The sequence below is a fragment of the Bradyrhizobium sp. STM 3562 genome, assembly GCF_045571435.1.
GTDB lineage: Bacteria > Pseudomonadota > Alphaproteobacteria > Rhizobiales > Xanthobacteraceae > Bradyrhizobium.
The window spans coordinates 3,193,504-3,209,032 of the sequence record NZ_CP120694.1 but is presented as its reverse complement, the minus strand read 5'-3'; the positions used below and the strand labels follow the sequence as shown (position 1 = coordinate 3,209,032).

Sequence of the window (15,529 nt, the reverse complement as noted above, 5' to 3'; positions counted from 1 at the left end):
CGCGGTGCGAGGCAGCGCCTTATGCGCATGGGAGGGTCCCGCCTCAAACCCTTCGCGAGCACGTGATCGCAGGACTTTGGCGGCCGTTCAGCTAGGGTTCAGCTCTCGTCAGCCCTTCGGCCGCTTCTTCAGCCGGGCGCGCTTGGGTAGCAGCGCCGGCCAGCTCACGATGTGGTCCTCGAGATCGGCATCCGGGATCTCCTCCTCGGTGCCCTCCACCCGTCCGCGCACCGAAACCCCGGCTTCATGCACCGTGTTGGGGTCCCCGGAAATCAGCGGGTGCCACCAATAGAGATCGCGCCCCTCGGCCACCAGGCGGTAACCACAGCTCGGCGGCAGCCAATTGAGGGTGCGCACATTCTCAGGCGTCAAGCGAACGCAATCCGGAACCCGTTCGGAACGGTTTGCGTAATCCTTGCAAGTGCATAGGCCCGCATCCAGAAGCTTGCAGGAAACATGCGTGAAATAGATCCGCCCGGTATCTTCATCCTCCAGTTTCTCCAGGCAGCAGCGCGCGCAGCCGTCGCACAGGCTTTCCCATTCAGCCGCAGACATTTCCTCCAACGTCTTGGTTTTCCAGAAAAATCCCTCTTGGGCCGAGGAGCGTTTGGGCGGCGCAGTCATGGGTTAAGCGGTTCCGGCGTAACGTGAAAGACGCAACGTGAAAGAGTTGGCAGCTCACCTGAGATCGTCAAACCAAGCCGCAAGCGGGGGCTTATCACCCGCACGGCAGCTTGAATGGCACTATTCCCAAAGGAATCAAAATCGTGAGCCGGGCCATTGGTTTATAGTCCACGCTCGGCTAGATAGAAGCGAGTCCCTTAAGGCGCAACAAGCGCCTTGGGTTTGCCGCAACACTGCAGCAAGACGTCTCGTCGGCGCCCGGGTGGGTGCGTGAACGCCTTCGAACCGATAGAAGATCCACGTGCGCCAGATCCTACCGCCAGACTGGAAAACCAAGCTCCGGCACCGGCTGCTGGACCTGGATGCGCGGCTCGATTCGACGCTGTTCTCCTCCGCCAAGGGCTTGCGGGAGCTCTACGAGCGCTACTCGACTTTCATGGACCGCTTCTATGTCGGCCGCTGGCAGCGCTGGGTCTTCATCGAGCCGCTGTCGGAGGCGGCAACGCTCGGTCTCGGCGGACTGATCGTGCTGCTGGCGCTGGCGATCCCCGCCTTCCGCGAAACCTCCGATGAGGATTGGCTGAAGAAGTCCGATCTCGCGGTGACCTTCCTCGACCGCTACGGCAATCCGATCGGCAGCCGCGGCATCAAGCACAACGACTCGATCCCGCTGGAGGACTTTCCGGACAATCTGATCAAGGCGACACTCGCCACCGAAGACCGCCGCTTCTACGACCATTTCGGCATCGACATCGCCGGCACGGCGCGCGCGCTCGTCACCAACGCGCAGGCCGGCGGCGTGCGCCAGGGCGGCTCCTCGATCACCCAGCAGCTTGCGAAAAACCTGTTCCTGTCCAACGAGCGCACCATCGAGCGCAAGATCAACGAGGCGTTCCTCGCGATCTGGCTGGAGTGGCGGCTGAGCAAGAACGAGATCCTAAAGCTCTATCTCGACCGCGCCTATATGGGCGGCGGGACCTTCGGCGTCGACGGCGCGGCGCATTTCTATTTCAACAAGTCGGTGCGCGACATCAATCTCGCGGAAGCGGCGATGCTGGCGGGCCTGTTCAAGGCGCCGACCAAGTTCGCGCCGCACATCAACCTGCCGGCCGCGCGTGCCCGCGCCAACGTCGTTCTGGACAATCTGGTCGACGCCGGCTTCATGACCGAAGGCCAGGTGTTCGGCGCCCGGCGCAATCCGGCCTCGGTGGTCGACCGGCGCGAAGAGAATTCGCCGAACTACTATCTCGACTATGCCTTCGACGAGGTTCGCAAGCTGGTCGACACGTTCCCGAAATCCTACAACGAGCGCGTCTTCGTGGTCCGCACCGCGATCGACATGAACGTGCAACACGCGGCTGACGAGGCCATCGAGAACGAGCTGCGCCAGTTCGGCCGCGATTATCACGCGACCCAGGCGGCCACCGTGGTCGCCGATCTCGACGGCGGCATCCGCGCCATGGTCGGCGGCCGCGACTATGGCGCGAGCCAGTTCAACCGCGCGACCGATGCCTATCGCCAGCCCGGCTCCTCGTTCAAGCCCTATGTCTACACCACCGCCCTGCTCAACGGCTTTACGCCGGACTCCGTCATGGTCGATGGTCCGGTGTGCATCGGCAATTGGTGCCCGCAAAACTATGGCCACTCTTATTCCGGCCGGGTGACGTTGACGCAGGCGATCACCCGCTCGATCAACGTCATTCCCGTCAAGCTCTCGATCGCGCTCGGCGGCAAGGGCGGGCCCAAGGCCGGACGCGCCAAGATCGTGGAAGTGGCGCGCCGGTTCGGCATCACGGCGCCGCTGCCGGACACGCCGTCGCTGCCGATCGGCGCCGACGAAGTCACGGTGCTCGAGCACGCGGTGGCCTACGCCACCTTCCCGAACAAGGGCAGGGCCGTCACACCGCATGCGGTGCTGGAGATCCGCACCGGCGGCGGCGATCTCGTGTGGCGCTGGGACCGTGACGGCCCGAAGCCGCGGCAGGCGATCCCTCCGAACGTTGCCGAGGAGATGGCGGGGATGATGAGCCACGTGGTCAGCGAAGGCACGGCCCGACGCGCAGCGCTCGACGGCATCCCCACCGCCGGCAAGACCGGCACCACCAACAATTACCGCGATGCCTGGTTCGTCGGCTATACGGGCAACTTCGTCTGCGCGGTCTGGTACGGCAACGACGACTACTCGCCGACCAATCGCATGACCGGCGGCTCGCTGCCGGCGCAGACCTGGCACGACATCATGACGGTGGCGCATCAGGGTATCGAGATCAGGGAGCTGCCCGGCATCAGCACCGCCCAGAAGCTGCCCAAACAAGCTGAAAAGCCGACCATGGCCGAGGCGCGCGCCGCACCGAAGGCTCCCGAGATCAAGCCGGGACCGCCTCCCGTGCTGACCAGGCGTGGTGCCGATATTCTGGTCCAGGTGGAGAAGATGCTCGACGACGCGGCCAAAGCCGCCGACAAGACCTCGGCGACCGAGCCGTCCAAGCCGGTCAAACCCGTCTCATCGAGCGAACTGCCCTTCCCCGACAGCCTGGCGGCGGCGACGCCGAGCGACCAGGTCGCGCCGGCCTCGCGCAAGAACTGACCCGTGCGGCTGCTCTTCTCGACCCTGCTGACGTTATGCATCGCCGCCGTCGTCGGCGTCGGCGCCACCTGGATGGCGACGACCCGCGGCACCGAGTTCGGCACGCTGACCATCGGCGCCTGGACCGCCCGCCCCAAGATCGGCACCGCCGACATCGACCCCTATTCGCGCGCGACCTTGATCCGCAACGGCGAATTGCCGATCGGCACCGGCGACGGCATCGCCTTCACCGCAAGACGGGACGACCGCAAGAGGCTGCTCGACGGGCGCTGCGACGTCGTGGTGAGCGGCGTCACACCGCCTGCCCGGTTCTGGACACTCACGCTGTATGACAGCAAGGGCCACCTCGTCGCCAACTCGCTGCAACGCTACGGCTTCACCAGCCAGGAGATCGTGCGCAGCGCCGACGGCTCGTTCGAAATCCACATCGCCTCGCGCTCGCGCGCCGGAAACTGGCTGCCCACCGGCGGCATCGAACGCTATACGCTGATGTTCAGGCTCTACGACACGCCGGTCGGGGTCGCGACGCGCAGCGCGCGCGATGCGCCGATGCCCGCGATTGCCACAGTGGGGTGCCCGTGATCCGGCTCGTCTTCACCATCCTCGCGGGTGTGCTGCTCGGCGGCGTCGTGCATCTCGTCAGCGTGCTGGCGCTGCCGCGGATCGCGAGCCAGGATGCCTATTCGCGCCTGACGCCTCTCACCAAGCTCAACGCCGTCACGCAGCTTCCGCCGGCCGATCCGGGCAACGCGCTGATGCCCTATATGGACCCGGCGTTCGCGGTCGCGGTCTGCCGCTACGATCTGTCGAGCGGGCCGATCAAGCTGAAGGTCCCGGTCAGCCAAGCCTACACCTCCGTGTCGTTCTATACCCGCAACGAGCTTGCCTACTACGCCATCAACGACCGTTCGGCCGGCAAGAAGGTGATCGAGCTCGATCTGATGACGGAAGCGCAGCACAATGATCTGCCGGAGGACGAAGACATCACCGCGGCCGACCGCCTGATCATCGACTCTCCCACCACGACCGGCCTGATCGTGCTGAAGGCATTGGCGCCGGAGCCCGGCCTGATGCCGCAGGCGCAGGCCTCGCTCGCCGCCTCAAGCTGCAGCGTTCAGACCGACCAGCCTGCAAAGCAGGCCGAAGCTCCGCAGGCGCGGCGGTAGAGCGAGGCGCGCCATCATCAAGATCACCGCTCAATGCCCGCCACAGCGGCAATTCTCGTAATGTACGGGATCGTGGCTGTTGATGATCTCGACCTCCGCACCGTGAGCTGCCTGCAGGGCGCGCAGCCGACCCAGATCTCAAGACGCTGACGGTCTATCCGCGCGTCGTCAGCGGCCGGCCGATCACAGGCGGACTTGCCGCGACCGGCGGGTTTGCCGTTTGCGCGGCGAGTTCGCCGATCAAGCGATCGGCATCGGCCGCCATGGGGTCGGGAGCCTGCAGGACCAGCCGTTCCAAGGCCCAGCGATAGGACGAGACGCGGCGCTCCAGGCACTGCTGCACCCATTGGACGATGAGCGAGTTCTCCTGCATGCGGGCGACCGCATCGGCGCGCTCGCGCGGCGACAGCTCCGACATGTGCGCCATGGTGGCGTTGCGCTTGCGATCCATGTCGATGACATGCACGGCCGTGGAATAGAACTGTTCGAACCGGGTGATGTCGTCGCGCACATCGTCGATCAACTGCGCATAGCGCGAGGAATGCGTACGGTGCGGCTCGTCGATCAGCGTGCGGCCATAGGCGGTGCGATCGAAGGGCGGCGCCTGCCGCCAGGGCGATGCGATCGGCGTGTAGTCGCCGAACACGCTCTTCCACGCCGGGCGCGAATGCGGCGGCTCGATCAGCGGATAGGCATAATCGCGGAGCTGGCGCTCGCTTTCGGTGAGCTGAAATTGGGATGGGCGGACGCCGACGCTGGCGGTGGCCTCGCGGCCGATCCAGCTATGCATGTCGTCGTTGCGCATGTCATCGCGCGTGCGCCAGAAATCGCCGCCGCTGCAGCCCGCAAGCGCGAGCGTGGCCAGCAGCATCGATAGCGGCAGAACGAACCTGATCGGCGAAGAGGACTCCGGCATGTCGAACGATCCGGCCCGCTCAGCGCCGACGGCGCCGTCGACCCGTTGCGGTGCCTTGTTGTGGCCCGCTACCTCCGCTCGTCTCTTCGGTCTGCCGCTCGATGCGAATGACGGGAAGGATCACCACGGTGCCAGCCGTCTCGTGCGGGGCAAATTCCGCAGGCGAGCCCGGCCGCCGCGACGCCGGAAATTCAATGATGGTCCCCATGTCAGCTCTCTCTGACCTCAGCCCCCGGACTTCTTACCCGGCGGTTACCGAGGTCATTAAGATCAGGACGTGGTTAATGGCATCTTAATGGGGGCGTCGCGACGATCGCGCGGTCGCGGCAAAGAAGGCTCGCGTGGCAACGCCACAACACCGCAAAATGACGCTTTCTTTTCACCGCCCGTCATCCTTAACGAGCTGTTATGCCTAAGTGCTTGATCGTAAAGTCGTGTGGTCCCCGCGCGGCCGTGGGTTGCATCAAGAATCGACAAAATGTCCGGCTCAGCTTCCAGATGCGATGGTACCGGCACGCGAGACGTTCGCGCGTCCATAATTGGGCTGCACTGTTGCTTCGTCGCTACCAGGGGGCTCGTAGCTCAGTGGTTAGAGCCGGCCGCTCATAACGGTCTGGTTGCAGGTTCGAGTCCTGCCGGGCCCACCATTCGGCAGCATCGTGTGAGACCACTTTGAAAACGACTCGATTCCCGCTTTAAGAACGACTCGATTTCGTTTTGAGAACGATTCGATTTTATATCCCACTGGCGACACAGAAGAATTTGTCTTCGATTTTTCAGTCGATTTTTGAGCCCGAAAAAACCGAGGGGGGTCTGTCAGCATCTCTCGGTCCCGCCGAGGAGCTGTTGATTCAATGAATCCAAAGTATACGCGTCGTCTTAGTCAGTCTAACGATAGGACATCGCACAACTAGGGATCGAATCGATGGATGGGTCCTCCCAAAAGGAGGGATCAGCAGCTAAGGCCTCTGAGGTCGTAGAGTTACTTTCTACGACCACCCCAGACCTTTCAGCTTGCATTGGCCGTTTTGACAAGACATGGGGCGGATCCCCGACGAAAATCGACTGTAGCCTACATTATGTTGCGTTTCGCGACAGCAAACCGGACGTCGACAGGCTCATCGAACTCGCCCACGATCGGATCATAAACTTTGCGCTTCCGCAGCGCCGCATCGAGGAAATCGAAGCCCGATATTCGAATCCTAAGGCACGCGATGCAGCCGCCGCTCTGATGCGAGAGGCGCGCGAACTCTTTATGAACACCAAAGGGAAAACCAAGCGGAGCGGCGAATTCGGCGAGTTGCTTCTTTACATGCTGCTTGAGTGGATCCTTGAAGCCCCAATAGTCGCCTGCAAGATGTACCTCAAAACGTCGCAGGCCATGCCGGTACATGGCACTGACGGCATCCATCTTGGCTTCGATGGGGACCAGCTCCTGGTCTATTGGGGAGAGTCGAAGCTCCACGCATCCCTAACATCCGCCTTAGACAGCGTGCTGGAGTCGGTCCAAGAACACCAGTCGAGCGTCGGAAAACGGGTCAATGAGATTCGAATACTGACGATGAACGGCAACTTGGATTTCGACAAGCTACCGAAAGAGACACGCGAAGCGGCAAAGGGATTTTTCCACCCGTACCATCCCAACTACAACAAAGTCGCCGACTGCCACGCATGTTTAGTCGGATTCGACTCTGACCTCTACGACTCCGTCGCCAATCTATCCCACGACACTTGCGACGAAAGCTTTCGAGAGAAGCTAGAGGCCAAGATGGATTCCATCGTCACGCAGATCATAGACAAGACGGCTAAGGCCGGCTTAGAAAAAGTGCGGTTCTCGTATTTCGTCTTGCCGTTCCCGTCAGTAAAAGCTGCGAGGGAGCGGTTCGAGAAGGTGCTCTGGGGATAACTGATGGGCTTCGCCGCCGAGATCGCCGCTGACATCGCGTCATCGCCCCAGTTCCGGGCTGAGATGTCGCAGCTTGAGCATGCCCACTTGCTGTCCGAAATGCGGAAGTCCAGTTTGACGGATCGCGACGGCGCACTGGATCAAGGCATCCTTTCGAGGCTGCTGCAATCCGCCCTCATCTTCTCGTCTGCGGGGATGGACGACTTCTGCCGTATTGCGCAACGCATATCCACGGCGGCTTTCAGTCTAACCCAAGCGGAAGACCAGACCGCTCGCGAGATATTTGCCATCATCCAAGGCCGCTTGAGCAATTTCCCGGCCCTGAGAGATGGTACGCTGTCCGAGCTCACCCCTTTGCGGCTGATCTACGAATTCGAAGAAAATCGCCGCCGACAGACCGTCCGTACGCCCAGCGGCAAGGAGCTGCTGCTCACGCAATTCCAGTTGGATGGATGGAACACGCTCTACGCTCAAAAATCGACGGCCCTGAGTGCGCCGACCTCTGCCGGAAAGTCATATCTTCTCATGACCTACCTTGTGGAGCGATTCCGGCAGGCTACAAGCGCAAATTTCGTCTACATCGTTCCGACGCGCGCTCTGATCAACCAGGTCTACGATGACGCCAACCGTTATCTGACCGAGGCCGGCATCAGCAAGGACATCAGCGTTACCACCATTCCGCTGGACCTGCGCGCCGAGGGAGCACCCACGAAGACGTTCTACATCCTCACGCAGGAGCGGCTCGAGGCTCTCCTGATCGCAGTAAAAGATCTGACTATCGACGTGGTCGTCATCGACGAAGCGCAAATGCTGTCAGACGGCAATCGCGGGGTTTTGCTGGAATCGGTGATTGACCGCATTTTGAGCCGTTCGCCGAAGGCGCAATTCGTCTTCAGCGGCCCAATGATCGAAAACCCGTCTTTTTTCGGAGACGTGTTCGATCTGCGCGAATTCAAGCCGTGCACCACCAAGTTGTCACCGGTCACCCAGAACTTGATCTATTTGGACTACGCCGCGAAGCCGAAGCGGGAAATCGCGGTGCGTCTGCAGGTAGAGGGCCAGACAGATGAGGTGGCCCGCGTTCCCATCGAACACGCGCTGAAAACTGACAGCGACCGGCTCAGCTATGTAAGCCACCTCTTCGGACGGAACGGCAGCAGCATTGTGTACGTAAACGGCAAGTCAGACGCCGAGAAGGTCTCGCTGAAGATTGCCGATCTGGCCGAAGCTGACGCTTCGGATGAAATCAAGCAGCTCATCGATTTCGTTAAGAAGCACGTGCACAAGGATTACGCGCTCGCCATTACCCTCAAGAAAGGCGTCGGCTTCCACTACGGTCACATGCCTAGCCTCCTGAGGAAAACTCTGGAGGAATACTTCAAGGCAAGGAAACTCTCATTTCTGGTCTGCACGAGCACGCTCCTCTACGGCTTAAATTTGCCTGCGCGGAACATCTTCATGCGCAAACCGACCACGGGGCGAAACGTGGAGATTTCCGGGTCCGCCTTCTGGAACTTGGCGGGCCGAGCCGGTCGCTTGGGCCATGAGTTAGAAGGCAATGTCTACCTGATCGACTACTCGGACTGGAAAACCGAACCGGTGGGGAAGCAGCGCGAGGTCTCCGTCAGTTCGGCCCTCAAAGAGGCCATCGTAGATCGTGTGGGCGACCTTCTCGGCTTTTTGGACGACGAGCAACTACCCTCAGAGAAGAAGCCCGAACTCGAGATTGCCTGCGGCAAGTTGGTGATCGATCAGCGCAACGGCCGTCTCGCCAGGACGATCGCGAGATATCAGAAGCCTGACAACCAAGGTTCTCTGACGCTGCTCACCCAACGCATCGAGAAGATTTCTTCTGAGATCGATCTGCCGACCGAGGTATTGGATCGGAACGTTGGCGTATCAGTATTTCGACAGAAAGCCCTGTACGAATACATGGTCGGGCGGGTCAAAGAGAATGACCCGAGCTACCTAATACCGGCGGATCCTTTGGCTGAATTCGATGAGGCGCGGCGGAGCTACGAACGCGCATTCAAGAGGATTCACACTCATCTGCTCGGCTTCCCGAGCGGTGACCGACGGCAGTATTTCTTTGCGCCCTTGGCATTGAGGTGGATGAGGGGTGACCCGCTCCCCGTCTTGATCGATTCAGCGATCGCCTACCATCAGAAGAACAAGAAGCCCACCAGTGTAGCGAAGATCATTCGAGACACGATGGAGAACGTCGAACAGCATCTGCGCTTTAGGTACGTGAAATTCTTCACGTGCTACAATTCGATACTCGAATTGGTGCTGAAGCGGCTCGGTGCCGCCGACTTTGTTCCGCTAATCCCGAATGTGCCTCTGTTCCTTGAAGTCGGAGGATCGTCCGGCGCGATGATCAACCTGATGGCACTCGGCCTCTCCAGGACCACAGCGGAAGCGTTATCCGAATACGTGACCAACAAGGACATGAATTTGAACGAGACCAGATCGTGGTTGCGGGGCCGAACCTTTGGCCATCTAGACATCTCGGCAATTTGCGTGAAGGAGGCCGAAGACCTGGCCAAAGCCCTCTCGCTCACTCATTGACAGTACCGGCCGTACCCCGGGCTTTCCGGCTCCAGGGCCTCCTGCTCCAGGTGGCGTACATCCGTTCCGAACGCCAACCATTCCGCCAGCTCACGGATCGCGCTGTCAGACCCCGCGATCGAGGCCAGGCTAAGATCCGCATCTGCCGGCTGGCCGGATTTCTCGGCCAGCTCCTTGGTCATCAGGTGCGGTCGTGGCCCGCGAGGCAGGTTTTCCTCCAGGTACCTGAAAATGCGCACGCCGCCGGCATCCACGTCGCCCCAGTGAAGGAATGGCACGTCGGCCGGCACGGTCGTCAGAACCTTCGCTAGAAGCTCGATAACCCCCGCCGCCGGGAAACCGCCGGTGTACACGACCAGACTGCCGTCCTCGATCTCGCGGACCTGCCGATTGAAGCTCGCGTAGTTTTCGATCGTCAGTACGGCAGTCGGCCGCTCCAAGACCGAAAGTCGCGAGAGCATCTCTGGATGGATTGAGGCAAACGGGCTCGCACGACCATCGATCAGGCGCCCCTTTTCTCCCTCTACGGCGACGGGCCCCTTCAGATGAACAGGATGGCTGAAACGCTCCAACCCGATGTGAGCCCAGACCACATCGGCCGCAGCTCCCGGCTGCCCAATCCGGACTCCGAGAACAGCGGCGAGTCGCGAAGCGTGCCGATCAAAGGCCTTCGTATCGTTTGTCGCCTTTTGAGAGAAGGTTCGCGCGTCCAGTCCTCGGGCTTCCTGCCGCGAGATGGACGCCAACAACGTGAAGAACTCCTTGGCAGCGTCGGACTGGCCAGCCGTCAGGCGATAGGCTGCCTCGCTGCGGGCCCACTTGGCCGTCATCTCGTCCAATAGGCTGACGACCCACGGTTCTCCGGTCGTGGCTACGGGAAGCAATTCGTCCCTGACGCGTTGCGCGACCGCCGGCGCGGTTGGGCGACCGAGATGCCTGGCGAGCAGTTCGGGATCTAGGACGCGGACCCGCTCGATCAGGTGACCCCGATCCCTCTTGCCTCGCTCCACCTTGACGGCGCCGAACCTCTGCGCCGCCGCCATCTGGTCGTGAAAGCGGCTTACCTGCTGCGCGGTCGAGAGCCTGTCGTACTCCGGAGCCGCAGAAGCCGGCCGGGAGCGATCCGGATTACGCTCGCTCCGCTCCAGCAGCCGTTCGAGGAACTCGACGCCGACATCTACTGTGCGAACGTCGGTCATTCAGCGGCCTGATCCCGCGGGACAGCCTCCGCCTTCTCGGCTGCGATCATCTCGGATTTGAAGACGTCGAAGCCCTTGCGGTACGGATCGGCGGCAACGATCGCGTCGCGAGCCTTGTCTGTCAGGAACTCCGTGTCGATCATCACTTGGTTACCCAGGCGGTTCACGTTGACGACGGTGTCGACCACCTCCATAAACACGTGGCGCTTTTCGTCCGGGGTCGCCAGCATGACCTGGAGCCCCAGGTCCCGCATGAACTCCGAGCACTGGCCGATGGCCTTGGTGTCCAGGCGATTGAAGGCCTCGTCGAAGATGGCGAGCGACAGTCCGCTCTCGCCGGTGCGGCGGTTCTGGTAGGTCGCGGCCAACGAGGCACCGATAGCGATGTAGAACGGCAACTGCCCTTCGCCGCCGGATCCCGTACCCGCGCGGCTCGTCAGAGACGATCGGATCTTGCCTTCGGCATCCTGGATGTAGAGCTCGAAATTGAAATACTTGCGCGGGTCCTCGATTTCCTCGGTCCTCGCCTCGGGATTAGACAGGATCTCCTCGATCTGGCGCACGGTCCTCATCATGGGCGAGTTGACGTCCTGATTGCGATCCCCGAAGAGCGGCAGATTGAATTCGGGCTTTCTGGATTCCTCGACGAGCTCGATCATGTCGACATGGGTCGGAGCTTCCAGCGCCTTGAACGAGTAGTAGTCGCGCCCGTGAAATTGGCGATCCTTCAAATGACGATTGAGCTCATTCAGGGTGTTCTTGATGCCCATGAAGGCGTCGTCCAGCCGGTGAAGGAGGTCGTCACGGAAGGCCGATGTCATCTCGGTCGCGGCGTTCCGGCACTGCTCCTCGTACTGGACCAGCTCGTGCCCATCGAGGCGTTCCTTTTCGGTCGTTGCCCACCGCTCGACTGCCGCTGGCGTCGCTTCTTCGGCAGTGAAGGGCGGCGCAACATGGAAGTCCTGATCGTGCTTGTTAATCGCGTTGGTCATTTCGCGCATGAGGCTGGAGCGCCGTGTCGTGGAACGAGTCTCCCTGTCCGCGGTCAGGCCGTCGACGCGGTTCGGTATCGCCTCAGTCGCCATCCCCGCGACCTCCGGCCGGTAATCACGCATGGCCGTTGATTGCGGGAAATCTTGCCGCATCTGACGCGCACGGTCGCGTCGAGCTGCGCGCGCGGCGTCGCGGTTCTTTTGCATGTAGTCATCGTACGCACCCTCGCCTTATCTCGCGCACTTTTCGCAGCATCAAAGGCCTTCTGCGTCTCCGACTTCCTACGGCCGGCCGTCTCGACTTCGCTCGCGAGGCGCTCCAGATCGGCGACGAGCTTGGGATCGCGATTCCGCTTGGCGTCCTCGATGTTTTTCCCGAGGCGAGCTTCCGATCGAAAGCAGCCAGGTCGGAACCGCATCCGGAGCAGGTCAGACCACCTTCGATGATCTTCTGGAAGCGAGCAAACATGTCCTCGAACAACCGCGCTTCATCCTCCAGCCGGCCAACTTCGCGAGCCCGCTCAGCGAGCTGCCGCTCAAGTTCTTTTCGCTCGGCCTCAAGTTGCTGACGCATTTGGCCCTGCGTGGCGCGCCCGAGCTTGAGGTGCTCAGGCCTGGGTAGCCGTCGGACCGTCCGACCGCCCTGCATCATGCGGTCGGGCGTGATGGCGTTCTCGGCGGCGACCATCCTGTCCATGGTCTCCACCATCATGAGCCGGCCAAGCCGATAGTTGAGGAAGGCCCGGGCATGCCGGTTTTCCGTGCTGATAATCTGGGCCAGCGAACCTTTCTCGGCAGGTCGGGTATTGTCGGTCTTGGTCGTGTTGATGACTTCGGCGTGTTGATACGAATACTCCCCGCCCTCACGGTAGATCTCCAGGGCGCGGACGGCCCGACCGGGCTCGACGATCAGCGCCTCACGGGAGCGACCCAGGACGGCCTCGGCCGCCATCCGCCATTTGTCGTCGCGGATTTCAACCAGATCGCACAGCGGCTCGGCTTCGATGCCATGCGAGCGAAGCTGATCGATCAGATCCCGGGTGCCGCGCTCGATAGGACTGAGCCCCTGGTCCATCCGCTTCAGATTGCTATCGATCTGATCGATGCGATCCTGAAGATCCTTGGTCGCGACACGAGCGGTGAAATGGGCATCCGAGAACGTCTTGCGGACCGCCGCAAGCCTCTCCTGGTCGACGGCGACAAGCGCCGCGTCGAGATGCGAGGCGCTATCCTTCCAGTCGCCCGGGATTGTCTTGTCCCATTCGGAAAGTGGCGCCCTTCCTCGGGCGACGACGACCGCGCTCAGTAGCGCATGCAGCAAGTCGTCGCGACGAACCAGCAGATTGAGTTCGACGGCCTTCTTGATCGAAGCGATGAGACCATCGATGTCCTTGACCGGCGCCATGGCGTTGGCGCGCTGGCTCAGAGTTGTGGTTTTGTCCGACTCATACATCTGGGCAAGCTGCTCGGCGTCGCTGGTCCTTATCGAGAGTTCAACGGTCTTGTGCTCGGCATCGAGCGTGGCGTGTCTGGCCGCGGCCGCGGTCGCCTCGACTTCGGCCTTGCCTGCGGCGCTCCGGAGCTGCGCGAGAGCTTCTTCCTGTCGCCTGGCCTCCCGCCGGAACTTCTCCCATTCCAGGCGGGCGATCTGCCAACTGGTAACCGCAATGACCCGCTCGTTTTCGACGGCGCGGCCGACGATGCGGAGAATCCCGGCGAGGCTCGCGCTCTGTGCCTTCAATTCCTCGATGCGGCAGGTCAGCGATCGCCAATGCTCGATACCGCGCCGAAGCCTGTCGACCTGCAGGGGCTGGACATCGAGAACGTAGTTCCGGACGAAGTCCGTGGGATTGTCCACCGGCTTCAGCAGCAGGGCATTCCGGAAGGCCTTCTGGAAGCGCCTGGGGTCGAGCGGGAACCCTGCCGGTGACAAGGCTCTGAGCGATTCCGCCACGAAGTCGGTCGCGCTCGAGAACGCGTCGTCGACTTCGATATTCCGGGCACGTAGCGCGGTGCGCACCGCATGCCACTGCAGCGTCTCGACCTCGTCGTCGCCGACCGAAGCGAGGATGTCGTCCTTGGTCAGCTCGCCCTTGGCGATGAAGCGCGCCTCGCAGGACTCGTCGCTTCTAGATGCCGATGCCGAAAAGGCCACGCCCAGGCTCACCGCCGAGCCGTCGTCCAGATCCTCGAAGACCAGGATGATGTAGGTGTAGGCATGCTGGCGCGTCGGCTCCGACCGCTCGCCCTTCTCGTCGAGCGAGACCACGCCGAGGCAGTAGTCGCGCAGCGTCCGCTTGCTCCTGACGTTGCTCTGAGCGCTCGGATTGAACCGGATGCTGGCCATGCTCGCGCCGGAGAGCACGGTCTGCACGGCGTCGATGATCGCCGATTTCCCCGCCCCATTCGGACCGATGATCGCGGTCATGCCGCGCATGTCGACCTGCTGCGCCCGGAACAGATACCAGTCGACCAAGATAATGCGACGCAGCTCGATCACGCTTGCACCTCGCTCGCGGCATCGGGCTTTGCCGTCGCCGCGGTGGAGCGCGACACGAACTCTTCGAGAGACCCGAGCGTGTCCTTGGAGACCACGATCGGCAAGGCGGGCCGCAGGAAAAGGGTGAAGTTTCTGTCGTCCCGATCCTCGATCCGGACGAGCCCGCGCTGCCTGAAGCCGGCCAGGATTTCCTTCACCCTTCCGAAGTTGGGCCGCTCGCGATGCGTGCGATCTTCGTAGATCTGCAGGATCTGCTCGCTCTCGACCTCGACCTCGCCGAATTCCTTGGCCTCGAACCGCGTAAACGCCTCTTCGTAGTGGAGCCGCAGCACCAGCAGGAGCAGACTCTCATCGAGCTTCATGCTCTGGCGCGGAGGCAGTTCGTTCGCGACCAGGCCAACGTAGCCGTCGTTCGGCCTGCCCACGACCCGATAACCCAGCGCATCGAACAGGTTCTCGAAATAGCCCGTGTAGCGCCGGAGCACCTCATAGGAGGTCTTCATGCCCCAGTCGTTTTCGTAGATGAACTGGGCGCGCCAGAGCGACTGCGCAGCCTGACGCAACTCCTTCTGCAACCGGTCGCCGTCGCCGCCCTCAGAATCCTCGTCGTCGATCAGTTTGGAAAGATCACGCAGCATCGGCCGTGGTCCTCGTCCTCTCGATCCGGAAGGCGGTCACGTCGATCCATTCGTTTGCGCTGCGCCCCTCCTCAAGCTTGATCGTGAATTCACCCAACCGCACCGAGCGACCAACCGCCGCCAGGTTCGGGATAGCCCGGTAGGCGAAGAGGTCCGGAATGCTTCCGATCTCGATCTCCTCGGACGAGACGCGGTCACGCCCCTGCATCTGACGCCGTACGAACTCGAGCAGCTTCTGGTCCGTCACGCGCACCATCCGGTCGAATTCCGTCGTGGCCTGGACGTAGGCGCGCAGATAGGGATCCTGCTTCGGCACCTTGAAGCGCGTCCGCTCAGGCGGCGCCTTCGGCGGCGGCGGGGTGTACAGCGCGAGCGACGTGATCGGCAGACCGACATCCGGCGACCTCAGGCGGATCTCGACATCGTCGCTTCC

Annotated in this window: 13 protein-coding genes and 1 tRNA gene; 6 read left to right on the top strand and 8 right to left on the bottom strand. The window is 61.9% G+C overall.

The genetic code is table 11. The features are described from left to right. Nucleotides 1–108: 108 nt before the first annotated feature. Nucleotides 109–624: a YcgN family cysteine cluster protein gene (locus P6U23_RS14740; protein ID WP_407180446.1), complete on the bottom strand. Its 516-nt coding sequence runs from the start codon at nt 622–624 to the stop codon at nt 109–111. A gap of 301 nt (nt 625–925) precedes the next feature. Here P6U23_RS14740 and P6U23_RS14735 point away from each other — a divergent pair, with 301 nt between their 5' ends. Genes P6U23_RS14735 through P6U23_RS14725 form a run of 3 tightly spaced genes read left to right on the top strand, consistent with a single transcriptional unit; the run spans nt 926 to nt 4,377 of the window. Next, nucleotides 926–3,211 (top strand): PBP1A family penicillin-binding protein, encoded by a 2,286-nt coding sequence (locus P6U23_RS14735; RefSeq protein WP_407180445.1) that lies wholly within the window; start codon nt 926–928, stop codon nt 3,209–3,211. A gap of 3 nt (nt 3,212–3,214) precedes the next feature. Next, nucleotides 3,215–3,793 (top strand): DUF1214 domain-containing protein, encoded by a 579-nt coding sequence (locus P6U23_RS14730; protein WP_407180444.1) that lies wholly within the window; start codon nt 3,215–3,217, stop codon nt 3,791–3,793. After that, entirely contained in the window at nt 3,790–4,377 is a 588-nt protein-coding gene (locus tag P6U23_RS14725) for a DUF1254 domain-containing protein (RefSeq protein ID WP_407180443.1), read from the top strand. The genes P6U23_RS14730 and P6U23_RS14725 overlap by 4 nt, the downstream gene beginning before the upstream one ends. A gap of 154 nt (nt 4,378–4,531) precedes the next feature. On the opposite strand, the gene P6U23_RS14720 is transcribed toward P6U23_RS14725, so the two are convergent. Together P6U23_RS14720 and P6U23_RS14715 are read right to left on the bottom strand one after the other, a co-directional pair. Next, nucleotides 4,532–5,293, bottom strand: a complete 762-nt coding sequence (locus P6U23_RS14720) for a hypothetical protein (RefSeq protein WP_024512486.1) — start codon at nt 5,291–5,293, stop codon at nt 4,532–4,534. Nucleotides 5,294–5,312: 19 nt separating this feature from the next. Continuing rightward, nucleotides 5,313–5,501 carry a hypothetical protein gene (locus P6U23_RS14715; RefSeq protein WP_407180442.1) on the bottom strand — a complete coding sequence of 63 codons (189 nt, stop codon included), beginning with the start codon at nt 5,499–5,501 and terminating at the stop codon, nt 5,313–5,315. A gap of 363 nt (nt 5,502–5,864) precedes the next feature. Between P6U23_RS14715 and P6U23_RS14710 the strand changes: the two genes are divergently transcribed. From P6U23_RS14710 to P6U23_RS14700, 3 genes are all read left to right on the top strand, one after another. Then, nucleotides 5,865–5,940: transfer RNA gene (locus P6U23_RS14710), tRNA-Ile, on the top strand. 278 nt (nt 5,941–6,218) lie between these two features. Then, nucleotides 6,219–7,199, top strand: a complete 981-nt coding sequence (locus P6U23_RS14705) for a DUF1837 domain-containing protein (protein WP_407180441.1) — start codon at nt 6,219–6,221, stop codon at nt 7,197–7,199. Nucleotides 7,200–7,202: 3 nt separating this feature from the next. Beyond that, a complete protein-coding gene (locus P6U23_RS14700; RefSeq protein ID WP_407180440.1) occupies nt 7,203–9,767 on the top strand; it encodes a DEAD/DEAH box helicase in 2,565 nt (854 codons plus the stop codon). On the opposite strand, the gene P6U23_RS14695 is transcribed toward P6U23_RS14700, so the two are convergent. The 5 genes from P6U23_RS14695 to P6U23_RS14675 are packed head-to-tail and all read right to left on the bottom strand — an operon-like array spanning nt 9,761 to nt 15,478. Beyond that, nucleotides 9,761–10,966 carry a Wadjet anti-phage system protein JetD domain-containing protein gene (locus P6U23_RS14695; RefSeq protein WP_407180439.1) on the bottom strand — a complete coding sequence of 402 codons (1,206 nt, stop codon included), beginning with the start codon at nt 10,964–10,966 and terminating at the stop codon, nt 9,761–9,763. The genes P6U23_RS14700 and P6U23_RS14695 overlap by 7 nt on opposite strands. Next, entirely contained in the window at nt 10,963–12,165 is a 1,203-nt protein-coding gene (locus P6U23_RS14690) for an SbcC/MukB-like Walker B domain-containing protein (RefSeq protein ID WP_407180438.1), read from the bottom strand. Before P6U23_RS14690 ends, P6U23_RS14695 begins: the two co-directional genes overlap by 4 nt. Nucleotides 12,166–12,169: 4 nt before the next feature. Continuing rightward, nucleotides 12,170–14,458 carry an ATP-binding protein gene (locus P6U23_RS14685; RefSeq protein WP_407180437.1) on the bottom strand — a complete coding sequence of 763 codons (2,289 nt, stop codon included), beginning with the start codon at nt 14,456–14,458 and terminating at the stop codon, nt 12,170–12,172. Further along, entirely contained in the window at nt 14,455–15,096 is a 642-nt protein-coding gene (locus P6U23_RS14680) for a DUF4194 domain-containing protein (protein WP_407180436.1), read from the bottom strand. The genes P6U23_RS14685 and P6U23_RS14680 overlap by 4 nt, the downstream gene beginning before the upstream one ends. Further along, nucleotides 15,086–15,478: a Wadjet anti-phage system protein JetA family protein gene (locus P6U23_RS14675; RefSeq protein ID WP_407181463.1), complete on the bottom strand. Its 393-nt coding sequence runs from the start codon at nt 15,476–15,478 to the stop codon at nt 15,086–15,088. Before P6U23_RS14675 ends, P6U23_RS14680 begins: the two co-directional genes overlap by 11 nt. Nucleotides 15,479–15,529: the final 51 nt, after the last annotated feature.